The organism is Bradyrhizobium australafricanum (assembly GCF_020329495.1).
Lineage (GTDB): Bacteria > Pseudomonadota > Alphaproteobacteria > Rhizobiales > Xanthobacteraceae > Bradyrhizobium > Bradyrhizobium australafricanum.
Genome location: NZ_JAGKJL010000005.1, coordinates 52,139 through 76,338, shown reverse-complemented (window position 1 = coordinate 76,338; position 24,200 = coordinate 52,139). Strand labels below are relative to the sequence as shown.

The window sequence follows — 24,200 nt, the reverse complement described above, 5'->3', positions numbered from 1 at the left end:
CGTCAACCCGCGCAGCTCTTCACGAAATCCTTGCGCTGAGGGCCCGTGATCTTCTGGTCGATCGCCTGCTTCAGGCAGTCGACATGCGCCTGCGCCATGCAGAGCCGCATCTGGTCGTGCCGGTCCTGGCCCTTCAGCGCCCTCGCCGAGCTCTGGCAGGCCGCGCGCTTCGCACCGGGCACGGGCGCTGCCGTCGACGTGCCCTGTTGCGCGGGAGCTGCCGCCGGCGCTGTTGCGGGGGCCGGCGTTGTCTGCGCGAGCGCTGCAGTCGAGATCAGCAGCGAACCAGCCGAGACAAGGGCGACGACAAGACGTTTCATGGGAAGTGCCTCCGCGAGGCATGATCCGGAGAAGTGGACGTCGGTTTTCCGGAACGTCATGCTCAGACCAGGAAAGGGGTCACGATGCGATCGCGCCGTGACCCAAGGGAGGCCGACAGTTAGAAGCCGCCGCGTGAATGCGGCATGAATAGGCGCCGAGCCCGCTTCACCTCAGCGTGAGGCCGGTCGCGGCTTCAAGCTCGCCGATCGCCTGCGCAGCATTCGCGACCTTGATCGTGGTCATGCCCATCTCGCGCGCCGGCTTCAGATTGACGCCGAGATCGTCGAGATAGACGCAGTTCTTCGGGTTCACCTGCAGCGTCTCCACCATCATCCGGTAGATGCGCGGATCGGGCTTGCGCAGGCCGATCTTCGCGGACTCGATGACGTGATCGAACAGCGCCATCACCTCGGCGACGTAGAGCGTGCGTCCGCTGCGGCTGCCGATCGCGTTCGCCGGCAGATTGTTGGTGATGCAGCCGGTCTTGAATTTCGCCTTGATGCGCTTCAGCGCCTCGACCATCTCGGGGCGCAGGTCGCCGGAGAGCAGCGGCAGCACGTCCTTGCCGCGCACCTCGGCGCCGAGCGCCTTCGATTCCGTCGCGAACAGCGCGTCGAACGCGTCGATATCGATCTCGGCGCGCTCGAACTTGGCCCAGGCGTTCTCGAGATGATTGGCGGCATTGGTGCGGCGGATGATGTCGATCGGCAGGCCCCGCTCGGTCTCATAGCGCGCGAATGCCTCGAACGGCGAGGTGGTCAACACGCCGCCGAAATCCCAGATCACTGCCTCGATCATGCTTTCCTGCCCAATGATGCGTTGCTTGAGGAGCGGCTAACACGGATCGCAGACCGGGACCAGCCCGATCCGGCGCTTGTTCGGTGCTCGTTCGGCGCTTGGCGACCCGCGCGGAGCGGGCTATTGCTTCGCCGATGAAGACATCCCGCCTGATCCTCGCCGTTCTCGTGTCGCTGGTCTGCCCTCCGGCTTTCGCCATCGTCGGCGGCGGCGCGCCGTCGACGGATGGCGTTGCGCGCTCCGTCGTCACCATCGTCGGCTCGCGCGGCAATTTCTGCACCGGTGCGCTGATCGCGCCGAAGGTCGTGCTGACCGCGGCACATTGCGTGCAGCCCGGCGCCGATTACAAGATCGTCGAATATGGCGCGGACAAGCAGCCGAAGCTGCAGGACGTCAGGACGGTTGCGATCCATCCCGGCTTTCGGATGCAGGCGATGACCAATCATGTCGCGACCGCCGATGTCGCGCTGCTGCAGCTCGCGGCGCCGGCCACAGGCAAGGCGCCGGCCGCGCTCGGCATGCCAAACATTCCGATCCAGGTCGGCGGCCGCTTCACCATCGCGGGCGTCGGCGTCACCGTGCGCGGCGACGGCAAAAGCGGTGGAGCTACCCGCGTCGCCGGCCTGATCGCGAGCGGCAAGCCCGGCACGTTGCAGATCCGTCTCGTCGATCCGGTCGGGCAGGGCGTGCGCGACGGGCTCGGGGCCTGCACCGGCGATTCCGGCGCGCCGGTGTTCGAGGACAAGCAGGGCGGCCCCGCAATCGTCGGCGTGGTGAGTTGGTCGACAGGGCCGAACGGCGCCGCCGGCTGCGGCGGCATCACCGGCGTGACGCCGCTGACACTCTATCGCGACTGGGTGATGCAGACCGCGCGGCAGTGGGGCGCGAGCTTTTAGCGCGGTGGCGGTCGAAGTGCTGACGGGCTCAAAGTTCCGTCATCCCCGCGCAAAGGCTTCGCCTTTGTCGCTGGAGGAGCCGCGAAAGTGGCGTCTCGAAGGATCGACGGCCACCAGCCGGGCCGTGCATCCTTCGAGGCTCGCTCCGCTCGCACCTCAGGATGACGGGGAAGGAGAAAGCGAGTATCGAACCCTAATGCCCCGCGGCCTTGTTCGCGGCGGCGTTGTTCAGCACGATCAGGCCGTCGACGGCGACGCCGAGCTTGCTGTTGATCAGGAACGGGTTGACGTCGATCGAGGCAATGCGCCCATTGGCGTCGGCCATCAGGTTGGAAAGCCCGACCAGCGCCTTCACTGCCGACGGCTCGTGCAGCGCGGGCTTGCCGCGATAGCCCTTCATCTTGACGCCGGCCTTGGTCCTGGCGATCAGCTCCTTCGCCTCGGCGGCGTCGAGCGGCGCGCCGGCGAGCGCGACGTCCTTCATCAGCTCGATGTCGACGCCGCCGGTGCCGAACAGCACGACGGGGCCCATCTCGGCGTCGAGCGAGGCGCCGACCACGAGCTCGAGGTCGGCCTTGACCTGCTGCGCGATCAGGATGCCCTCGAGCTTCGGCTTGCCCTTCAGCTTCTTCACCCGCGCGGTGATGTCGTTGAACGCCTTCTTCACCTCGGCCGCATTGGCGAGATTCAGCACCACCCCGCCGACATCGGATTTGTGCAGGATGTCGGGGCTGACCACCTTGGCGACCACCGGGAAGCCGATTTGCTTGGCGATCTTCACGGCCTCGGCTGCAGTCTGCGCGACCTCTTCCTTTGAGATCGGGATACCATAGGCCTTGAGCAGCTTCTTCGAGGCGACCTCGTCGAGTGCGGCGGCGCCGTTGGCGGCCTTCAGCGTCTTCTCCAGCACCGCGCGCGCCGATGCCTTCGAGCTCGACGCGATATCGGGCACCTCCTTGCGCAGGCCGGCATATTCGATCAGCGACTTGATCGCGCCGACCGCGCGGTCGAGGCCCTGCATGACCGCGATATCGGGCAGCGACTTGCGAAGCCCCTTGGTGAATTCGGTGAAGCCGATCGACATCGCGCTGATATAGATCACCGGCTTGTTGGCCTGGCCTGCCATCTCGTTGACGATGCGCAGATTGCGCTCGCGCAGCTCGTGCGGCGCCTTCGGCAGCTCGGCATCGATGATGACGATATCGGTGTCGGGATCGTCGATCATGATCTTGATCGACTTCATGTAGACGGAGGGATCGACCACCGCCGCGAAGCCGGCGTCGAGCGGATTGCCGACAATGCTGCCGGGGCCGAGCATCTTCGCCAGCTGCTCCGAGGCGCTCGGGCTCAGCGGCGCGAAGTTCAGGCCGGCGGAATAGAACGCGTCGATCAAAAGGCCGCGCTTGCCGCCCGATAACGACACCGCCGCGAGGCGATTGCCCTTCGGCGGATCGGCATGCACGAAGCACTCGGTGGTTTCGATCAGTTCATCCAGCCCGCGCACCCGGATCACGCCTTCGCGGGTCGAGATCGCATCGAAGGTCTCGATCGAGCCGGCGAGCGCGCCGGTATGCGCCATCGCCGCCGCGCGGCCGCCTTCGGAGGCGCCGAGCTTGAGCGCGATCACCGGCTTGCCGGCGGCGCGCGCGGCCTTGCAGGCATCGCGGAATACCTTCGTGTTCCTGACGCCTTCGAGATAGACCACGATGACACGGATGCTCGGATCGGCGGCGAAATAGCTCATCAGGTCCGGGGTCTCGAGGCCGGATTCATTGCCGGTCGTGACCATGTAGCCGACGCCGACCCCACGATCCTCCAGCGCCTGGCGGATCGCCATCACGATCGCGCCGGATTGGCCGGCGATCGCCACCGCGCCCGGCTCCATGGTGACGATGCGGTCGTCGATATTGGTGAACAGGTTCTCGCCGGCGCTGAGATTGCCGAGGCAGTTGGGGCCGGTGACGGCGAGCCCGGTCTCCTTGATCGCCTGCTTCAGCTCGACCGCGAGGCGCTGGCTCTCCTCATCCTGCAGCTCGCTGAAGCCCGAGGTGACGATGGTCGCCGAGCGTGCGCCGGCCGCGGCCGCATCGCGGATCACCTGCACGGCAAACCGGGCCGGCACCAGCACCAGCACATGGTCGGGCTTCTCGGGAAGGCTGGCGAAGTCCTTGTAGCAGGTGACGCCCCAGATCGCTTCGCGCTTGGCGTTGATCGGATAGAGGCCGCCGGCGTAGCCGTATTTGACCAGATTGTTCCAGATCCGTTCGGCGTAATTGCCGGGCTTGTCGGTGGCACCGACCAGCACGATGTTGCGCGGATGCAGCATCGCGTGGATGCTCTTGACGATATCGCTGGCGTCAGCGGGCGGCGCCCATTCGTGGGACACATGAGACGCGGTGCTTGCGAAAGCTTCCATGGAGCCTGCCCTTATCCTTGTTGTCTTTGTTTCCTCTGGCCACGGCGGATCACCGTGAGGCGCGCGATTTTTCATTGTTTTTATGACGAGGGAAAGGGGGTAGCAACTCATGCTGGCGCAGGTCAGGGCACCGCGCGCAATATCCCGGCAGGCGCAAAATTGATTGCCTATCAGGAACCCGATTCGCGCGGGCGCGAATCCGTTTCGATCAAGGTCGCGTGCAGCAGATAACGCTCGGACCCCGATGTCAGCGCGTCGAACGGCCAGCAGGTCGACAGCACCAGTTCATGTCGGTCAGTCATCGGATCGATGCCGGATTGATCGAATCGGACCACCGAGCTGCGATCGGCCCGATAGCGAAAGATCTTGCCGTCGCTTCGCGTGACGTCGATCTCGTCGCCGATTGTGACATCCCTGAGAAAGCGAAAATGCGTGTCGCGGTGTGCCGAATAGACCGCGACGCCCCGCTCGCCGGCATCGACGGTCTGTTCGACATGGCCGGGGCCGAACGCAAGCGCCTGGCCGCTGCTGCCGGCAAGCACGATCGCGGAGGCGTGCAGGCGCTTCACCTCGATCCGCGCCACCGGCCAGGTATCGGCCCAGTTCCACGGCTTCACCGGCTGGCCGGTCGCGATGCTCTGCGCGAAGGCGCGCTCCAGCAGCACCTGCGCGAGCAGCGCCTTGGCATGGATATAGGCGCCCTGGCCGAACAGAATCAGGCCGATGAGGGCGAAGCCGAGGGCTGGGATGAAGCGGGGCATTGTTGCGCCTGTTGCTGTCATTCCGGGATGGTCCGAAGGACCAGACCCAGAATCTCGAGATTCCGGGTTCGATGCTGCGCATCGCCCCGGAATGACATTGCGGGTTGAGGAAGAGTGGCGCGCGCGGCCCTTGGGGGACGGGTGGAAGGCCGCGCGCGCTCTTGAAGGAGGAGGTTGGGGGGCACCTCCTCCTTTCATCCGACGTCATTGGGGCGACGTCTGACGCCGGTTGAACACCAGGAGGAGAAGGCTGACCGTGAGCAGGATCACGCCCGCGATCATCTTCAACTCCGCATCGGTCGCGGTCTTCGGCAGCTGGATCGTGCCGGGACCTTGTGTGGCGACCGGTGACCGCTTCAGCGCAGCGAGCTGCACCTTGCCGTCGCCGGCGTCGGCGCGCCGCTCGCCAGGTACGGCCGGCAGACTCGGACGCTCGCCGAACACCTTCGCAAAATCCCAGCCGGCGGGCAGGTTGAGCGGGAGTTCGCTCAACTTCAGCGGCTCGCCTTCCGGGCGGCTCGGCGTCTTGTCGACCGCGACAAGGCTGGTCAGCCGCGTCACGAGCTGATGCTCCAGCGCCAGCGCAAGGATGGTCTTGTCGGCGTCCTCGGGGCTCTCCTGCCGCGTGGTGCGCGCCACCTCGGCATCGGCGATCTTGCGGCGCGCCCACAGTTTCGACAGGCCCTTGCCTTCAGCGGCATTCGCGAGCGGCAGCGTCACGCTCCACGGGCGATCGCCGATGCGGCCCTTGATCTCGACCGAGCCGGCCAGCTTGTCGAGCTTGGCGGCCAGCACGAGCGGCTCGTCGCGATAGACGTCGGGCAGTGCCGACGGCGTCAGGTCGGCCGCCGCCTCGGAGAATTTCGCGGAGAGATTCGTCACCGCGGGATTTTCCAGCTTGGCGAACAGGCCGCGCATGCGCTCGTCGACCTGCTCGACCGAGCCGATATGGGTGAAGGTGCCGCGGCCGAGCTCGGCGGTGCGCGTCATCAGATAGGTGTTCGGCGCCGAGCCGATGCCGACCATGAAGATGCGCGAGCGCCCGCGCAGCGCGCTGATGGTCTCGAACAATTGCTGCTCGTTGCCGATGGCGCCGTCGGTCAGGAACACGACCTGGCGGACGTAATTGGCGTCGTCATGGTTGGTGTCGGACAACGCCGCGCGCATCGCCGGCACCATCTCGGTGCCGCCGCGGGCCTGCAGCGCGCCGACGAACGCCGTCGCGTTGCCGATATTGGTGCTGTTTGCCGCGACCGGCGACGGGAACAGCGTGTCCATGGTGTCGTCGAACCGGATCACGTTGAAGCGATCGGTCGGCTGCAGGCGGCCGAGCGCGTAAGTCAGGCTCGCCTTGGCCTGGATGATCGAGGTGCCACCCATCGAGCCGGAATTGTCGATCACGAAGATCACCTCGCGCGGCAACGGCTTCCGTTGCGCCTGCTCGACCGATGGCGGGGTGACGAAGGCCAGCAGATAGTCGGAATTGCCGACATGCTCGCGGAACAGCCCGACCGACGGCGCCTTCTCGGCGGCCGGCTTCCAGGTCAGCTCGAAATCACGATCGGCCGGCACCGGGCCTTCGGCGAGCTTGACGATGCGCGTGGTGCTGTCGGGGCTCTCGATTTTGACCTGGTGGAAATGGCTCTTCACCTCGCCGAGCGGGAAGCCGGCGTTCAGGCGCACGGTGACGTTGGTCGGATTGACCGGCGCATTCGCCGCCGGATCGAGCACTTCGCTCGCGATGCGGTCTCGGTCCGGCACGGGATCGGTTGACGTGGCGCCCCAGCCGTTGCCGTCGGCGCGAAGGTCGACGCTCTGCACCACCGGGCGCGGATTGTAGCGCGGGCCGACCACCATCGGCACCCGCAGCGAGAACTCGTTGCCGTTCTGCTGCACCGGCTCCTGATATTCGATCTGCACCAGCACGGTCTCGCCGGGGCCGATATTGGCGACCGAATTGGTGAAGATGTTGGGCCGCTCCTGTTCGGTGAGGGCGGCCTTCTGGCCGTTCTGCTTGGCCTGCTCGTAGATCGCGCGAGCCTGCTGCCGCTCCTTGATGTCGCCGACCACGACGCGGTCGCCGACCACCATCTTCAGCGTGTCGACCGCGCCGCCAGTCGGCAGCGGATAGACATAGGTCGCCTCCACCCAGTCCTTGGTCGGGTTGCGGAAGATCTGCGTGACGCGGGCGCGGACGGTCGGGCCCGACACGGTGAGGTCGACATCGACGCCGAGCCTGAGTGCATCCCTGTAGCCATCGTCGGTCTTGAACAGCAGCGAGCCGGAACGCGCATCGCTCGGCCGCAGCACCGCCTGTCGCGGCAACTCGGCGGACCACACCGGATCGAAGCTCACGAACAAGGCCGCAAAGCCGATCGCCAGCGCGGCGACACCTTCCACCAGAAAGAACAGCGCAATGCGCATCCTGCGCGACAGGCGGATCTGCGGGCTGCTCTCACATGCATCGTAAATCGTCATTTTCGTCACTCCCGAGCGAGGCTTTCGCTGCCTCGCGATCATGGAGAACGGCGGTTTTGGCGCGAGCAGAATGATCGGCAATGATTGGCCGCAGTCCGGCGCGGCCCGCCGCCGCGGGAGGCGGATTTGTGCGGTTTGGTGATGGATTGTCCGGTCTGCTAGACTGCGCGGAATCAAGGGGAACCGGGCAGGAATTCGGATGCCGACGCCTGACAAGCAGCTATCCGCCGAGCAGAGCCAGCAGGTCGCGGAGACCATTCGCGAGGAAATCGCGCGCCGCCGAATCTCGCGGCAGGCGCTGGCCGAGCAGGCCAAGCTCAGCCTCTCGACGCTGGAAAAGGTGCTCGGCGGCCGCCGCCCGTTCACGCTGGCGACCACGGTGCGGCTGGAGCAGGCGCTCGGCGTGTCCTTGCGCAAGCTGCCGGAGGCGATCACGGTGGCCGCACCCGCCAATGGCGGGATCGCACCCGACAGCCTCGGCTCTTATTCGCGCCGCGCGGTGGCGCGGATCGAAGGGACCTACATCACGGTGCGTCCGTCGTTCGGCGAGCAGGGCGCGCTGTACGCCTATCGCACCGAGATCGCCTGGGACGAAGCGGCGTCATCGCTCGGCTTTCGCGAGGGCGAACGGCAGGACGCCGATTACACCCAGTATGGCGAGGTAGCGGTGCCCAATGAATCCGGCTTCGTCTACCTCGTGACCAACAGGCACGGCCAGCATCGCGTGATCACGGTGTCGCGCCCGCGCAATTCCGGCGAGATGTACGGCATCATCACGACGCTGCTCGCCGGCCGCGGCTCGCTGCTGACGCCGGTCGCCGCGCCGATCGCGTTCCTGCCGGTGAAGAACGTGCCCAAGCCCAGCCTCGGCCGGGTGTCGGCGGATGATGCGAACTACGCCGCCTATCGCGAGCATCTGCGTCGAACGATCGACGAGCCGTTCGCGATTTTCTTGCCGGGATAGTCATCTGCCAGTCCCGTCATCCTGAGGAGCGCGAAGCGCGTCTCGAAGGATGCACGGCCACCAGCGGGGCCGTCGACCCTTCGAGACGCCGCTTCGCGGCTCCTCAGGGTGACGGTGATAGAGTGGTCGCCGGCGGACTTAACAAGCCCCACCCTGCGAAGGACCGCAAAAAGCAACGAAGCCGCCCGGATGGGCGGCTTCGAGATGGCTGATGTTTGGTGGCGGTGCGCGTCGCGCTAGCCGCCGGTCTCGGCGCTGATGATGTCGCCGAACAGCTCCCACTGCCCGTTCTTGAACTGCATCATCTTGAGCTGCTCGACCGGCGCGAAGTCGGTCGCGCTGGTGTTGATCCTAATGCCGGGGATCAGAGTGTCGGGCGCAAAATCCTTCAGGCTCGCGGCCTGCTTCATCACGTTCTCACGCGTCAGGTTGTCGCCGGCCTGCTTCAGCACCTGCACCATGGTCTGGGCCGCGGCGTAGCCATAGACCAGATTGGCGTCGGCGAGGTTGGCGCCCGGCATGTACTTCTCGGCGAAGGCCATGAACTTCTTCATGCCCTCGTCATTCTTCCACTGCGCATCGGACGCGTCCTTCAGATAGCCGGCCGACAGCACGCCTTCCGAGGCCTCGAGCCCGGCGGGCTTCATGACCGCGCCGATCGAGATCGAGACGTCGGTCATCACCTGCATCGGCTTCCAGTTGAGCTCGGCGATCTTCTTGATCGCCTGCGCCGCGAATTTCGGCGTCGAGATGTTGACGAACACGTCGGCGCCGGTGTCCTTCAGCTTGACGATGTGGGAGTCGATCGACGGCTCGGTGGTCTCGTAGCTCTCTTCGGCGACGATCTTGACGCTCGACTTGTCGAGGATCTCCTTCAAGCCGACCAGGTAGTCCTTGCCGAAATCGTCATTGGCGTAGAAGATCGCGATCTTGGCATCCGGCTTGGCCTTCAGGATGTACTTGCCGAAGATCCGCGCCTCGACGCGATAGCTCGGCTGGAAACCCATGGTCCACGGGAAATCCTTCGGATCGTTCCACTTGCTGGCGCCGGTGGCGAGGAACAGCTGCGGCACCTTCTTGGCGTTGTGATACTTCTGCACCGCGGTCTGGGTCGGCGTGCCCAGCGCGTTGAACACCAGGAAGACCTCGTCGCTCTCGATCAGTTTGCGGATCTGCTCCACGGTCTTCGGCGGCGAGTAGCCGTCGTCATAGGAGATCCAGTTGATCTTGCGGCCGTTGATGCCGCCCTGGTCGTTGATCATCTTGAAATAGGCTTCTTCGGTCTTGCCGATGACGCCGTAGGCGGAGGCGGGACCGCTATAGGCCTCGACATTGCCGATCTTGATCTCGGTGTCGGAGGCGCCGGTATCATACTTCTTTTGTGCAAAGGCGGCCTGGGTGGAGAGCAGGCAGAGCGCCGTGGCGGCTGCCAGCAGCGACAGTGTTGTTGTTTTCATAAAGGCAATTTCCTCGATTGATCTTGGTTGGGGACTTACGCAACGAACCCGCAGCCGGTCCCGGCAGACGGCAGCGGGGCAATCCTTGTCGCGGCGAATCCCGGAACGCGCGGCGCGCGTCTGGCTCACGCCGCGGTATCGGTTGGCTTCGGCCGGCTGAATTGCTGCCGGAGCGTCGGCTTATGAATTTTGCCTGTCGCGTTCCGCGGCAGGACCTCGATGAATTCGATCAGGCGCGGGCATTTGAACCGCGCCAGATTGGCCTGGCAATGCGCGTGCACCTCGGCCGGCGTCAGCGAATGGCCGGATTTCACGGCAATGATCGCCATGCCGACTTCGCCCCATTGCTCGTCGGGTATGCCGATCACGGCGGCTTCGGCGACGGCGGCCAATTGATGCAGCACGCTCTCGACCTCGGCCGGATAGACGTTCTCGCCGCCCGAGATGTACATGTCCTTCCAGCGGTCGACGATGTAGTAGAAGCCTTCCTCGTCGATCCGCGTGGCGTCGCCGGTGTGCAGCCAGCCGTCGGTGAAGGAGGAAGCATTGGCGTCCGGCCTGTTCCAGTAGCCCGGCGTGATGTTCGGGCCCTTGACCCAGAGTTCGCCGAGCTCGCCGACCGCGGCGTCGCTGCCGTCGGGCCGCACGATGCGGACCTCGGTGTGCAGCACCGGCTTGCCGGAGGAGCCGGCCTTGCGCGCGGCATCCTCGCGGTCGAGCACCATCACCGCCGGCGAGGTCTCGGTCATGCCGTAGCCCTGCTGCAGCGCCACGCCGCGCGCCTCCCAGGTCTTGAGCAGCGGCACCGGCATCGGCGCGCCGCCGACGCCGCCAATGACGAGGCGGCTGAAATCCGCCGTAGCGAAGGAAGGATGCTGCGCCATGAACTGGTAGATCGCGGGCACGCCGAAGAAGACGTTGATGCCCTGCAAGGGATCGCCGATCAGCTTCAGCGCCTCGCCGGGATCGAAGGCGCGCATGATCAGCACGGTGCCGCCGGCATGCAGCACCGGGTTGGTGTAGCAATTCAGCCCGCCGGTGTGGAACAGCGGCAGCACCGTGAGCAGCACCGAGGCCGGCGAGATGTAGGCGGGGCCGCCGAGATTGACGCAATTCCAGAACGTCATCCCATGCGTGATAATCGCGCCCTTGGGCTGGCCGGTCGTCCCCGAGGTGTACATGATGGTCGAGATGTCATCGAGCATGACCTCCTCGAACCGTTCGAGCGGCGTGGCTGCCGCGATGCCGGCCTCATAGGCGCCGCCGGGGCCGAGCCTCACGGTCGCAGCGACATTGCAGAGCTTTGCCACCGCAAGCGCGGCCTCGGCGAGATTGTCGTCATAGATCATCACCTTCGGCGCGGCGTCGCCGGTGATGTAGCGCAGCTCGGGAACGGTGAGGCGGGTGTTGAGCGGCAGGAAGATCGCGCCGATCCGGAAGCAGGCGAACTGCACCTCCAGCGTATCGGTCGTGTTCAGCGCCAGCACCGCGACGCGGTCGCCGCTGGCAACCTTGAGCCCATCGCGCAGCCAGGCCGCGAGCCGTGACACGCGGGCGTCGAGCTCCGCATAGCTGAAGCGGCGTCCGCTGGCGAGATCGACAAGCGCCATCTTGTCCGGCGTGCGCCGGCGATGATGCGCGATCCAGTCGTAATAACGAACCGGCAAATTTCCCTCCTCCGGAACGGCAGTCTTGCGCCGCCTGTTCCTGGCTCAATTGATGCCATGAATTGGCAGTGGAGGGGGCGTATAAGGATACTGTCTTGCGTTTAGTGGCTGGCAAATCGCCGGGCCGGGCGTCGGCACCGATGGCAGCCACTCGACGCAAGTGAACCGGGAGAAATCCGGACATCGTCGGAGGGAAGAATCAACGGAGCACGCGGATGGCAAACCCGTTCTACACCGGCGAGCATGAGGCCTTTCGCGAGGTGATGCGGCGCTTTGTTGCCAAAGAAATCGAGCCTTATGCCCATCAATGGGACGAGGACGGCGAGTTTCCGCGCGAGCTCTATGCCAAGGCGTCCGCGATCGGGCTACTCGGCCTCGGCTTCCCGGAAGAATATGGCGGCATCGCCGCCGACCAGTTCATGAGAATCGTGGCCTCGCAGGAGCTGGCGCGTGCCGGCGCCGGCGGCGTCTCCTCGAGCCTGATGAGCCACACCATCGGTTCGCCGCCGATCGCCCGTGCCGCGCGACCCGAGGTCAAGGCGCGGGTGCTGCCGGAGGTGCTCGCCGGCAAGAAGATCTCCGCGCTCGCGATCACCGAGCCGAGCGGCGGCTCCGATGTCGCGAACCTGCGCACCAGGGCGCGGCGCGACGGCGACCACTATGTCGTCTCCGGCGAGAAGACCTTCATCACCTCGGGCATGCGCGCCGACTATCTGACGGTCGCGGTGCGCACCGGCGGCGAAGGTCCCGGCGGCGTCAGCCTGCTGTTGATCGAAGGCAATACGCCGGGCCTGTCCCGCACCAAGCTGAAGAAGATGGGCTGGTGGGCGTCGGATACCGCGACGCTTCACTTCGACGAATGCCGCGTGCCGGTCGAGAACCTGATCGGCGAGGAAGGGCAGGGCTTCAAGATCATCATGCAGAACTTCAACAGCGAGCGCATGGGCATGGCGGCGAGCTGCACCGCCTATGCGCGCGTCTGCCTCGACGAGGCGGTCGCCTATGCCAAGGAGCGCAAGACGTTCGGCAAGCCGATCGCGCAGCACCAGGTGATCAGGCACAAGATCGTCGACATGGCACAGAAGGTCGCGGCCTCGCAGGCGATGCTGGAAATGCTGGCATGGCGGCTCGGCCAGGGCGAAAGCCCGGTCGCCGAAATCTGCATGATGAAGAACCAGGCGACCCAGACCATGGCGCATTGCGCCTCCGAGGCGGTGCAGATCTTCGGCGGCGCCGGCTTCATGCGCGGCGTCAAGGTCGAGCGCATCTACCGCGAGGTCAAGGTCAATGCCATCGGCGGCGGCACCGAGGAGATCATGAAGGACCTCGCGAGCCGGCAGATGGGGTTGTGATCGCGTCAGGTGATGATGTGGTCGCGGCGAAAAGGCGGATTGTGAACCCTCCCCCTGAAAGGGGGAGGGCAGGGTGGGGGTCAAGCCGCGAGTCGGACTGCTAGTTTGACCCCCACCCGGCCCGCTCGGCATAGCCGAACGTGCCGACCTCCCCCTTTCAGGGGGGTGAGAAGGAAAGGTCATTCCGGGGCGCGCGCCAGCGCGAACCCGGAATCCAGAGGTAATGGATCGAGATTCCGGGTTCGATGCTTCGCATCGCCCCGGAATGACAAAGGATAGTTCGAGAACATGCTCTTCACCGCCGACCACGACGAACCGCGCCGCGCACTACAGAAGTTCATCGCGGCCGAGATCAATCCCCATGTCGACGAATGGGAGAAGGCCGACATCTTCCCGGCGCATGAGCTGTTCAAGAAGCTCGGCGATCTCGGCTTCCTCGGCCTCAACAAGCCGGTCGAGTTCGGCGGCCAGGGACTGGATTATTCCTACGCGCTGATGATGGCCGAGGAGCTAGGCGCCATCACCTGCGGCGGCGTGCCGATGGCGATCGGGGTGCAGACCGACATGGCGACGCCGGCGCTGGCGCGGTTCGGCTCCGACGAGGTGCGGCGCGAATTTCTAAGCCCCGCGATTGCCGGCGACCAGGTGGCCTGCATCGGCGTCTCCGAGCCCGGCGCCGGCTCCGACGTCGCCTCGATCAAGACCAGTGCGCGCTCCGACGGCGACGACTACGTCATCAATGGCGGCAAGATGTGGATCACCAACGGCACCCAGGCCGACTGGATCTGCCTCCTCGCCAACACCAGCGACGGCCCGGTCCATCGCAACAAGTCGCTGATCTGTGTACCGATGAAGACGAGGGGCGTGCAGGTCGCGCGCAAGCTCGACAAGCTCGGCATGCGCTCCTCCGACACCGCGCAGATCTTCTTCGACAATGTCCGGGTCCCCAAGCGCAACCGGATCGGCGAGGAGGGCCAGGGCTTCACCTACCAGATGATCCAGTTCCAGGAGGAGCGGCTGTGGGGTGCGGCGGCCTGCCTGAAGGCGCATGAATTCATCATCAACGAGACCATCGACTACACTCGCAACCGCAAGGCATTCGGCGGTTCGATCCTCGATAACCAGGTGGTGCACTTCAAGCTCGCGGAAATGCAGACCGAGGTCGAGCTGCTGCGCTCGCTGATCTATCGTGCCGGCGAGGCGCTGGTGGCCGGCGAGGACGTGACCCGGCTCGCGACCATGGCCAAGCTGAAGGCCGGCCGGCTCGGCCGCGAGCTCACCGACGCCTGCCTGCAATATTGGGGCGGCATGGGCTTCACCAACGAGACGCCGGTCAGCCGCGCCTATCGCGACAGCCGCCTGACATCGATCGGCGGCGGCGCGGACGAGGTCATGCTCATGGTATTGTGCAAGATGATGGGCACGCTACCTGGCCTGAAGCAAAAGGGAAACGCCTGATGATCACGCTCTATCATTGCGACGCCGCTCGCTCGTTCCGTCCGCTGTGGATGCTGGAGGAGCTTGGGCTGTCCTATGAGCTGAAGATGCTGCCGTTCCCGCCGCGCGTGTTCGCCAAGGAATATCTCGGCATCAATCCGCTCGGTACCATCCCGTTCATGATCGATGGCGAGACCAGGATGACGGAGTCCTCCGGCATCTGTCATTATCTCGGCACCAAATACGGCCCGACGCCGCTGATCGTCGGCGTCGACGAGCCGGCCTATGGCGCGTTCCTGAACTGGATGTATTTTTCCGACGCGACGCTGACGTTTCCGCAGACGCTGGTGCTCCGCTACAGCCAGCTCGAGCCAGAGGAGCGGCGCAACCCGCAGGTCTCGGGCGACTATGCAAAATGGTTCCTGGGCCGCCTGCGTGCGGTGGAATCCGCCGCCGCGAAGTCTGAATTCCTCTGCGCGGAACGCTTCACGGCGGCCGACATTGCCAACGGTTATGCGCTCCGTCTCGCCAGCAATATCGGCCTTGCCAAGGATTTCGGGCCGAATGTCGCGGCCTATTGGGCGCGGCTGCAGCAGCGCGACGGTTACCAGCGCGCGGTCGCGGCGGAGCAAAAAGCCGGTCAGGAACAGAACGTTGCGCCGCGGGCGCGGCCGTAACTTCTCCGTCATTCCGGGACGATGCGTCAGCATCGAACCCGGAATCTCGAGATTCCACAATGCGCAATTGCGCATTGGGGGCTCGCATCTTTGATGCGCCCCGGAATGACGACGTTTCGTTGCAGTGACACCGTGCGAATTTGCGTTATGGTAGCTCCGCCGCAGCGGCCCAAAGAGCCGCGCGAGGAGGAACCGCCATGGACGCGATCGCGGACGCGAAGTGCCAGAGCTCCAACCAGCAATCCGGTCACCGGATGCTGATCACGCCGGAACGGGTGTTCTATGCCGGGCTGCTCGGACGCCCGCGCGAGCGCTGTCCCGGTGCATTCCACGTCTATGTCGCGATCCGCGACGGCTTGCATCTGTCGACCAGCGAAGGCCGCGAGTCCCACGGCGAGCTCGCGGTGACGATGCCGAACCTGCGCCACACTATCACCAGCGAATATCGTTCGGCGATCTGCGTCGCGATCGAGCCGGAAAGCGTGCCCGACGGCACGCTCGAAGCCGTCGCCCGCCGTTTGCAAGGACCGGACTCTCATCTGTTCGCCAATCGCATTCGTAACGCTTATGCGACGCTTGCCGAGATGCAGCACCGTGACGCGATCGCGAATGCCGAGTTCGACACCATGTGCTTCGGCGACGCGCTGCCGCAGCGCGTGCTCGATCCGCGGGTCGTGCGCGCGATCGGCCGCATCGGCCAGTTCTCCGGCGAGCCGGTGACTGCGGCGGGCTGCGCTGCCGAAGCCGGGCTATCTCCCTCGCGCTTCCTGCATCTGTTCAAGGAGGAGACCGGGATTTCGTTCCGCTCCTTCCGCGCCTGGAAGCGCGCGCGGCATCTGCTGCACTTCGCCAACCAGGACATCAACCTCGCGCATCTCGCGCAGGATATCGGCTATCCCGACTCGACCCATTTCAGCCACTCGATTCGTCGCTTCTATGGCTTGAAGCCGCGCGCGATTTTCTCCGGCTCGCGGGACCTTGCGATCTACCGCACCGGGCAGGCCGCCAGCGAACGCGCGCTGACTTAACCATCCGTCGTCCCGGCGAAAGCCGGGACCCATACCGCGTGATCTATCCGTGACGCGGGATGGCAGAGATCTCGCGAAGCAATTGACGGCTGTGGTTATGGGTCCCGGCTTTCGCCGGGATGACACTTGGGTTGTTCTGCGTTCACAAGTTCGCGCCCTGAATCACCTCGCCGAACCGCAGCCAGCCCGGACCTTCGATCCGTTGCAGCTGAAGCTGCTGCAGCGGGTGATGATTGGTCGGGCTGGTGTTGACGCGGATGCCGGGCAACAGCGTCGGGACCTCGATGTCCTTCAGGTTGTTGGCCTGCGCCATGATGTTGTCACGGCTGAAATCGCCCTTGCATTGCTCGAGCACGATTTTCAGCACCTGCGCCACCGTGTAGGCGTAGAGGTTGTAGCCTTCCTTCGGATTGCCGTCGGGGAAGTACTTTTCCATGAAGGCGAGGAAGTTCTTCACGCCGGGATCATTGGCCCAGGCCGGGTCGGCGACGTCCTTGACATAGGCCGACGAGATCGTGCCCTGCGACTTGTCGAGGCCGACAGGCGCGATGGTCGAGGAGATCGAGGCGGCGCCGCTGGCGATGAAGTGCATCGGCTTCCAGCCGAGCTCATAGATCTTGCGAATCGACTGCGCGCAGAACTTTGCCGTGGTGCCCGAGATCAGCACATCGGGATTGGCGCCGCGCAGCGCCACGATCTGGGAATCGATCGTGGGATCGGTCACCTCGTGCGAGGCCACCACGGCGGCGGTCGCGAACCGCTCGGCGAGCACGTCCTTGGCTCCGGCGACGAAATCCTTGCCGAGGTCGTCGTTCTGGTAGAGCACCGCGAATTTCGCGTTCTTGTTCTGGCTCAGTGCATATTTGACGAACACCTGCGCCTCGGTCCGCGCGCTCGGCGCAAAGCCCATGGTCCAGGGATAGGTCTTGTAGTCGCCCCATTTGTCGCCGTTCACCGACAGAAACAGGTGCGGCACCTTGGCGGCATTGATGTATTTGACGATCGACGAATTCGGCGCGGTGCCGAGCATGTTGAACAGGAAGGCGACATTGTCGCTCTCGATCAGGCGGCGCACCTGCTCGACCGTCTTCGCCGGATTGAACGCGTCGTCGTAGTAGATGTATTTGATCTGCCGGCCGGCGATGCCGCCCTGCTCGTTCAGCATCTTGAAATAGGCTTCCTGACAGCGCGCCTGCACGCCGAGCGCGGACACCGGGCCGCTCAGCGAGGTGGTGCTGCCGATCCTGATCTCGGTCGCGGTGACGCCTGGCGTGTCCTCGGCAAGTGAAGCTCGGACGCCTGCGGCTGCGGCAAGCCCCACGCCTGCCGCGCCGGTGAGCCATCTGCGCCGGTTGATCGAGACCATGACGTTCTCCCCGTGATGCCGGCTTGTTGCGCCGCTTCTGCTTGGCGGCAAGGTTAGGCGTGACGCGGGCGCCGCGTCTTGTGTTAACCGGCTGACGACGGATTGTGTCGTCGGCGCATCCACTTAGCCAGTCAACGCAAGATGGCGCGAAGGCAAAGTTCTCATCATGGCGAAATCAGCAGCGCAGGTGCGCTGCAAAGCGGACAAGAGACCCATGAGCGACAAGGCCGTCATCACCTGCGCGCTGAACGGCGTGCTTACCGACCCGAAGCAGCACAACGTTCCGGTGACGCCGGAACAGATGGCGCGCGAGGCCAAGGCCGCGTTCAACGCCGGCGCCAGCATCATGCACATCCATCTGCGCCAGCAGGAGCCGAACAAGGGCCATCTGCCGTCGTGGGACGTCGGCGTCAGCAAGGAGATCCAGCAGGCGATCCGCGAGGCCTGCCCCGGCGTGATCATCAACCACACCACCGGCACCTCCGGCCCGAACTACCAGGGCGCGCTCGATTGCGTGCGCGAGACCAGGCCCGAGATCGCCGCCTGCAATGCCGGCTCGTTGAATTATCTCAAGGTGAAGGCCGGCAACACCTGGGCCTGGCCGCCGATGATGTTCGACAACGCCGTCGAGAAGGTGCAGGACTATCTCGACGTGATGAAGGTGGCCGGCACCATTCCCGAATTCGAGTGCTTCGATGTCGGCATCGTGCGCTGCGTCGGCATGTACCGGCAGACCGGGATGTATTCCGGTCCGCTCGAATACAATTTCGTCATGGGCGTCGCCTCGGGCATGCCGGCCGATCCGGAGCTGTTGCCGATCCTGTTGAAGCTGAAGGCGCCGGAGGCGCATTGGCAGGTCACCGCGATCGGCCGTGCCGAGATCTGGCCGCTGCACCAGCGCGCCGCCGACCTCGGCGGCCATCTGCGCAGCGGGCTCGAGGATACGTTCTATCTCGGCGACGGCACCAAGGTGACGTCGAACGGGCAGCTCGTCGAAGGCCTCGCCGCCTGCGCGCGCCGCGCCGGCCGCGAGATCGCAAGCCCGGTGGAAGCGCGGCAAATTTTCGGGGTCAGGCACTAGCCGTCGTCCCGTCATTGCGAGCGAAGCGAAGCAATCCATCTTGCCGTTTGGAAAGTATGGATTGCTTCGTCGCTTCAGCGCAAAATTGCTTTGCAATTTTGTCGCGAGCTCCTCGCAATGACGAGGCAGGAGGACATACATGGACAATCTCGCAGCAACCGGCGGCGTCACCGGGCCGGGCCGCATCGGGCGGGTCGCGATCGGCGATCTCCTGAAGCGCGCCGCGCGGCGGTTTCCGAATCGCATCGCGCTGACCGACGGCAGCAGGCAGGTCACCTTCACCGAGCTCGAGCGCGACGCCAATCGCTTCGCCAATCATCTGGTGCAGCGCGGGCTGAAGCCGGGCGAGAAGATCTCGACCATCTGCAACAACTCCGTCGAATTCGTCAAAGCGCTGTTCGGCATTCACCGCGCCGGGCTGGTCTGGGTGCCCATCAACACCATGCTCGGCCCGTCGGATATGGACTACATCCTCGGTCACGCCGGGGTGCGTTTCGCCGTCATCGACGACGCCCTTCATGCCCAGGCCGACCGCCGCGCCGCGCTGGAAGCGCGCGGCATGGAGATGATCGCAATCGACCTGACCGGTAATGCCGGCAAGACCGGATTGCAGGAGTTCAACGGTCTGCTGGAGGGACAGTCGGATATCGAGCCTGACATCGAGATCAACGACCGCGATCTCGCGATGATCATCTATACGTCAGGCACGACCTCGCGGCCGAAGGGCGCGATGCATTGTCACCTCGCCGTTGTCATGGCCGTGATGAGCAATTGTATCGAGATGCAGCTCTCGCGCGATGACGGAATCACCGGGCAGTTTCCGCTGTTCCACTGCGCCGGCCACGTGCTGCTGCTCAGCTATCTCTCGGTCGGCGGCCGCATGGCGCTGATGCGCGGCTTCGATCCGGTGGTTTGCATGGAGGCGATCGTCCGCGACAAGCTCACCGTGTTCGTTGGCCTGTCCTTGATGTATCAGGCGATCCTCGATCATCCGCGCCGCCGCGACTACGACCTGTCGGGCCTGCGCTGCTGCATCTACACCATGGCGCCGATGGGCAAGCCGTTGCTCGAGCGCGCCATCGCCGATCTCTGTCCGGACTTCGTGCTGTCCAGCGGCCAGACCGAGATGTATCCGGCGACGACGATGTCCCGCCCGGAGGTTCAGCTCGACCGCTTCGGCAACTATTGGGGCGAATCGCTGATCGTCAACGAGACCGCGATCATGGACGACAACGGCAACCTGCTGCCGCGCGGCGAGATCGGCGAGCTGGTGCATCGCGGGCCCAATGTGATGATGGGCTACTACAAGGACCCCAAATCGACCGAGGAGGCGCGCAAGTTCGGCTGGCACCATACCGGCGATCTTGCCCTGATCGACGGCAATGGCGAGGTGCTGTTCCTCGACCGCAAGAAGGATATGATCAAGTCGGGCGGCGAGAACGTTGCCTCGGTCAAGATCGAGGAGACGCTGCTGGCGCATCCCGCCGTGCAGAACGCCGCCGTGGTCGGCCTGCCGCATCCGCAATGGGGCGAGGCGGTCTCCGCTTTCGTCAAGCTGAAGCCCGGCGCGGTGGCCGACGAGGCCGGCATCGAGGCGCATTGCAGAAAGCATCTCGGCGGCTTCCAGGTGCCGAAGCTGGTGCGTATCCTCGAGGAGATGCCGATGACCGCGACCGGCAAGCTGCGCAAGGTCGAGCTGCGGCAGCAATACAGTGGGCATTTCGACGGAAAGAACACGTGATGATGACTCACAATATTGGCGTCGTTCCGGGGCGCGCATTTGCGCGAACCCGGAACCTCGAGATTCCACAATGCGCAATCGCGCATTGGGGTTCGATGCTCTCGCATCGCCCTGGAATGACGGAGCAAGGTTGATGGCCATCATTGAGAACACGATTTCCACCGGCAGCGCCGCGTTCCAGGGCAATCGCGACGGCATGCTGGCGCTGATCGCCCGGATGCGCGCGCTGGAGGAGCGGACGCGCGCAGCCTCCGCCGCGGCAAAGGACCGCTTCCACAAGCGCGGCCAGCTGTTGCCGCGCGAGCGCGTCGCGCTGGTGCTCGATCCCGGCTCGCCCTTCCTCGAACTGTCGACGCTCACCGGCTACATGTTTGACGTGGCGGATGTGGACAAGAGCGTGCCCGGCGGTGGACTGGTCGCCGGCATCGGCTTCGTCTCTGGCATCCGCTGCATGGTCAGCGCCAATGATGCCGGCATCGACGCGGGTGCATTGCAGCCTTACGGCCTCGACAAGACGCTGCGGGTGCAGGAACTCGCGCTGGAGAACAAGCTGCCCTATGTGCAGCTGGTCGAGAGCGCGGGCGCCAATCTGCTGCGCTACCGCGTCGAGGACTTCGTCCGTGGCGGCAACATCTTCCGCAACCTGGCGCGGCTGTCGGCGGCAGGGCTTCCCGTCGTTACCGTCACCCACGGCTCCTCGACCGCGGGCGGTGCCTACCAGACGGGCCTGTCCGACTACATCGTGATGGTGCGCGGCCGCACCCGCGCCTTCCTCGCCGGGCCGCCTCTGCTCAAGGCCGCCACCGGCGAGATCGCGACCGAGGAGGAGCTCGGCGGCGCCGAGATGCACACCCAGGTCTCGGGCCTTGGCGATTATCTCGCCGAGGACGACCGCGACGCGCTGCGCATCGCGCGCGACATCATGGCCAAGCTGCCTTGGGACCGTTCTTGGGATTGGCCAGCACCGGCGCCGGCCGCGTTCAAACCGCCGCGTTACGACGCGGAGGAACTGCTCGGCATCATGCCGATGGACCACAAGCGTCCCGTCGACATGCGCCAGGCAATCGCGCGCTTCGTCGACGATTCCGACTTCACCGAGTTCGGCGCCAATTACGGTCCGGCGACGGTCTGCGGCCAAGCCCGCATCCAGGGGCAAGCGATCGGCATCATCACCAATAATGGCCCGCTCGACGTGCCCGGCGCCAACAAGGCGACGCATTTCATCCAGGCCTGCTGCCAGTCGCGCACGCCGATCCTCTACATGAACAACACCACCGGCTACATGGTGGGCAAGGCCTATGAAGAGGCCGGCATGATCAAGCACGGCTCGAAGATGATCCAGGCGGTGACCTCGGCGACGGTGCCGCAGATCACCCTGTATTGCGGCGCCTCGTTCGGCGCCGGCAATTACGGCATGTGCGGCCGCGGTTTCCACCCTCGCTTCTGCTTCTCCTGGCCCAACGCCAAGACCGCTGTGATGGGCGGCGAGCAGGCCGCCGAAACCATGGCGATCGTCACCGAAGCCGCCGCCGCGCGGCGCGGCAAGCCGATCGAGAAGGAGAAGCTGGAGGCGATGAAGGCGCAGATCACCGGCGTGTTCGACAGCCAGATGGACGTGTTCTCGACCAGCGCCCGCGTGCTCGACGACGGCGTGATCGATCCGCGCGATACGCGGACTGTGCTGTCAGAGGTGCTTTCGATCTGCCGCGAGGCCGAGGCCCGCAGCCCGCAGCGCATGCAGTTCTCGGTGGCGCGGCCATGAGCGGGGCAATCGTGAAGCGGACGCCGTTCTTCAAGATCCTGATCGCCAATCGCGGCGAGATCGCGCTGCGCATCATGCGATCGGCACGGCGGCTCGGCCATGGCGTCGTTGCCGTCTATTCGGACGCCGACCGTGACGCGCTGCATGTGCGCGAGGCCGACCAGGCGGTGCGGATCGGCGAAGCGCTGCCGGCGCAATCCTATCTGAAGATCGACGCGATCATCGCCGCCGCCAAGGCGAGCGGCGCCGGCGCGGTGCATCCCGGCTATGGCTTCCTCGCCGAGAACGAGGATTTTGCGCAGGCCTGCCGCGATGCGGGTCTTGTGTTCATCGGTCCTTCGCCGGAAGCGACCCTTGCGATGGGCAACAAGGCCGGCGCCAAGGAGATCATGCAGCGGGCCGGTGTGCCCTGCGTGCCCGGCTATCAAGGCGCCGACCAGAGCGATGCCGTGATGCTGGCGGAAGCCAGGGCCATTGGTTTTCCGGTCATGATCAAGGCGGTCGCCGGCGGCGGCGGCCGCGGCATGCGGCTGGTCGAGGACGCGGCGGCATTTCCCGACGCGCTGCGCAGCGCGCGATCGGAGGCGCAGGGCGCGTTCGGCGATCCGACCGTCATTCTGGAGCGCGCGATCGTCAATCCCCGCCACATCGAGATCCAGGTGTTCGGCGACCGCCATGGCAACGCCATCCATCTCGGCGAGCGCGATTGCTCGGTGCAGCGGCGGCACCAGAAGCTGGTCGAGGAGGCGCCGTCGCCGGCGGTGACGCCGGAGCTGCGCGCGCGGATGGGCGCGGTCGCGGTGCAGGCGGTCAAGGCGATCGGCTACGAGGGCGCGGGCACGCTGGAATTTTTGCTCGATCGCGCCGGAAATTTCTACTTCATGGAGATGAACACGCGGCTGCAGGTCGAGCATCCCGTCACCGAGGCGATCACCGGGCTCGATCTGGTCGAATTGCAGCTGCGTGTCGCCAGTGGCGCGCCGCTCGGCTTGACCCAGGAGGACGTCAAGTTCTCCGGCCATGCCATCGAGGTCCGGCTCTGCTCGGAGGATGCCGGGCATGATTTCATGCCGCAATCCGGCCGGATGGCGCGGTGGCAGATGCCTGATGGCATCCGCGTCGAGCACGCGCTGCAGTCCGGCTCGGAGATTCCGCCGTTCTATGATTCGATGATCGCCAAGGTCATCAGCCATGGCACGACACGCGAGGAAGCGCGCGGCAAGCTGATCTGCGCCCTGGAGGAGGTCACGGCCTTCGGCGTCACGACCAACCAGGGTTTTCTGATAGACTGCCTGCGCCATCCGGTCTTTGCCAGGGGCGAGGCGACCACGGCCTTCATCGGCGACAACCGCGACGCGCTGTTGGCGCCGCGGCCGGATCGCGGCAGCGATCTCGCGCTTGCGGCGCTGCTGCTCTACGTCACCAATCCGCACGCCCCGCCATGGCAGCGCGGCCGGTCGCTCGCAGCGACGTTCCCGCTCGGCCTGCGGATCGATCTCGGCCACGGCGTGCAGGAGATCGAGATTGTCCGCGAGCGCGACGGCGGCTATATCGCGACCCGCAACGGCGATCGCTTCAGCTTCGTGATCGACGAGCTCGGCCAGGACAGCATCCGCTTCCACCACGATGGGGTGATGGAGCATGCCCAATTCCTGCGCGATGGCGACCGGCTCCATATCCTGCATCGCGGCGTCACGCTGGCAGCGCGCGATCTCACCCTCGCGCCGCCGGAGAGCGCGACGGCGGCCGGCGGTGACGGCAAGGTCCGCGCCGCCATGAACGGCCGGGTCGTCGCGGTGCTGGTGAAGCCGGGCGACAAGGTCGCGGCCGGCCAGCCGCTGATGACGCTGGAGGCGATGAAGATGGAGCACGTCCACACCGCCGGCGTCGCAGGCACGGTGTCGTCGATCGATGTCGCCGAGGGCGAGCAGGTGACGACGGGGAAGATCGTGGTGGAGATCGACGCCACCGCATAACCGCTGTCGTCTCGGGCAAGCG

The 24,200-nt window shown here is 65.3% G+C and carries 18 protein-coding genes; 10 read left to right on the top strand and 8 right to left on the bottom strand.

The annotated features are described in order from the left end of the window. Window positions 1-2 precede the first annotated feature (2 nt). Together J6525_RS06710 and J6525_RS06705 are read right to left on the bottom strand one after the other, a co-directional pair. Window positions 3-320: a hypothetical protein gene (locus tag J6525_RS06710; protein WP_225643027.1), complete on the bottom strand. Its 318-nt coding sequence runs from the start codon at window positions 318-320 to the stop codon at window positions 3-5. Window positions 321-486: 166 nt separating this feature from the next. After that, a complete protein-coding gene (locus J6525_RS06705; RefSeq protein ID WP_225643025.1) occupies window positions 487-1,119 on the bottom strand; it encodes an HAD-IA family hydrolase in 633 nt (210 codons plus the stop codon). Between the two features lie 134 nt (window positions 1,120-1,253). On the opposite strand from J6525_RS06705, the gene J6525_RS06700 reads away from it, so the two are divergent. Continuing rightward, window positions 1,254-2,015, top strand: a complete 762-nt coding sequence (locus J6525_RS06700) for a S1 family peptidase (RefSeq protein ID WP_225643023.1) — start codon at window positions 1,254-1,256, stop codon at window positions 2,013-2,015. Window positions 2,016-2,208: 193 nt separating this feature from the next. Here the strand turns inward: J6525_RS06700 and J6525_RS06695 are convergent, their stop codons facing one another. From J6525_RS06695 to J6525_RS06685, 3 genes are all read right to left on the bottom strand, one after another. Further along, a complete protein-coding gene (locus J6525_RS06695) occupies window positions 2,209-4,431 on the bottom strand; it encodes an acetate--CoA ligase family protein (RefSeq protein WP_225643021.1) in 2,223 nt (740 codons plus the stop codon). 170 nt (window positions 4,432-4,601) lie between these two features. Continuing rightward, window positions 4,602-5,192 (bottom strand): class GN sortase, encoded by a 591-nt coding sequence (locus J6525_RS06690; protein ID WP_225643020.1) that lies wholly within the window; start codon window positions 5,190-5,192, stop codon window positions 4,602-4,604. Between the two features lie 204 nt (window positions 5,193-5,396). Next, entirely contained in the window at window positions 5,397-7,616 is a 2,220-nt protein-coding gene (locus tag J6525_RS06685) for a marine proteobacterial sortase target protein (protein ID WP_376708449.1), read from the bottom strand. 253 nt (window positions 7,617-7,869) lie between these two features. On the opposite strand from J6525_RS06685, the gene J6525_RS06680 reads away from it, so the two are divergent. Then, window positions 7,870-8,634, top strand: a complete 765-nt coding sequence (locus J6525_RS06680) for a helix-turn-helix domain-containing protein (protein WP_092079038.1) — start codon at window positions 7,870-7,872, stop codon at window positions 8,632-8,634. Window positions 8,635-8,870: 236 nt separating this feature from the next. Here J6525_RS06680 and J6525_RS06675 read toward each other — a convergent pair whose 3' ends face one another. After that, on the bottom strand, window positions 8,871-10,091 hold the full coding sequence (locus tag J6525_RS06675) for an ABC transporter substrate-binding protein (protein ID WP_225643016.1): 1,221 nt from the start codon (window positions 10,089-10,091) through the stop codon (window positions 8,871-8,873). A 125-nt stretch (window positions 10,092-10,216) separates the two neighbouring features. Next, complete coding sequence (locus tag J6525_RS06670) at window positions 10,217-11,758, bottom strand: acyl-CoA synthetase (RefSeq protein WP_225643014.1); 1,542 nt, start codon at window positions 11,756-11,758, stop codon at window positions 10,217-10,219. A gap of 215 nt (window positions 11,759-11,973) precedes the next feature. Here J6525_RS06670 and J6525_RS06665 point away from each other — a divergent pair, with 215 nt between their 5' ends. The 4 genes from J6525_RS06665 to J6525_RS06650 all read left to right on the top strand — a co-directional run bounded on the left by J6525_RS06665 (window position 11,974) and on the right by J6525_RS06650 (window position 16,252). Then, window positions 11,974-13,110, top strand: a complete 1,137-nt coding sequence (locus J6525_RS06665; protein WP_225643012.1) for an acyl-CoA dehydrogenase family protein — start codon at window positions 11,974-11,976, stop codon at window positions 13,108-13,110. A gap of 288 nt (window positions 13,111-13,398) precedes the next feature. Beyond that, window positions 13,399-14,568, top strand: coding sequence for an acyl-CoA dehydrogenase family protein (locus J6525_RS06660; RefSeq protein ID WP_225643009.1), 1,170 nt, complete (start codon window positions 13,399-13,401; stop codon window positions 14,566-14,568). Further along, a complete protein-coding gene (locus J6525_RS06655; RefSeq protein WP_225643007.1) occupies window positions 14,568-15,224 on the top strand; it encodes a glutathione S-transferase family protein in 657 nt (218 codons plus the stop codon). Before J6525_RS06660 ends, J6525_RS06655 begins: the two co-directional genes overlap by 1 nt. 197 nt (window positions 15,225-15,421) lie before the next feature. Next, entirely contained in the window at window positions 15,422-16,252 is an 831-nt protein-coding gene (locus J6525_RS06650) for a helix-turn-helix domain-containing protein (RefSeq protein ID WP_225643005.1), read from the top strand. Between the two features lie 142 nt (window positions 16,253-16,394). Here the strand turns inward: J6525_RS06650 and J6525_RS06645 are convergent, their stop codons facing one another. After that, window positions 16,395-17,618, bottom strand: a complete 1,224-nt coding sequence (locus tag J6525_RS06645; RefSeq protein ID WP_225643003.1) for an ABC transporter substrate-binding protein — start codon at window positions 17,616-17,618, stop codon at window positions 16,395-16,397. A gap of 214 nt (window positions 17,619-17,832) precedes the next feature. On the opposite strand from J6525_RS06645, the gene J6525_RS06640 reads away from it, so the two are divergent. The 4 genes from J6525_RS06640 to J6525_RS06625 all read left to right on the top strand — a co-directional run bounded on the left by J6525_RS06640 (window position 17,833) and on the right by J6525_RS06625 (window position 24,178). Next, window positions 17,833-18,699: a beta-keto acid cleavage family enzyme gene (locus J6525_RS06640; protein WP_225643002.1), complete on the top strand. Its 867-nt coding sequence runs from the start codon at window positions 17,833-17,835 to the stop codon at window positions 18,697-18,699. 139 nt (window positions 18,700-18,838) lie between these two features. Then, a complete protein-coding gene (locus tag J6525_RS06635; protein ID WP_225643000.1) occupies window positions 18,839-20,440 on the top strand; it encodes an AMP-binding protein in 1,602 nt (533 codons plus the stop codon). Between the two features lie 133 nt (window positions 20,441-20,573). Beyond that, entirely contained in the window at window positions 20,574-22,202 is a 1,629-nt protein-coding gene (locus J6525_RS06630; RefSeq protein WP_225642998.1) for an acyl-CoA carboxylase subunit beta, read from the top strand. Continuing rightward, on the top strand, window positions 22,199-24,178 hold the full coding sequence (locus J6525_RS06625) for an acetyl/propionyl/methylcrotonyl-CoA carboxylase subunit alpha (RefSeq protein ID WP_225642996.1): 1,980 nt from the start codon (window positions 22,199-22,201) through the stop codon (window positions 24,176-24,178). Before J6525_RS06630 ends, J6525_RS06625 begins: the two co-directional genes overlap by 4 nt. The last annotated feature ends 22 nt before the right edge of the window (window positions 24,179-24,200 follow it).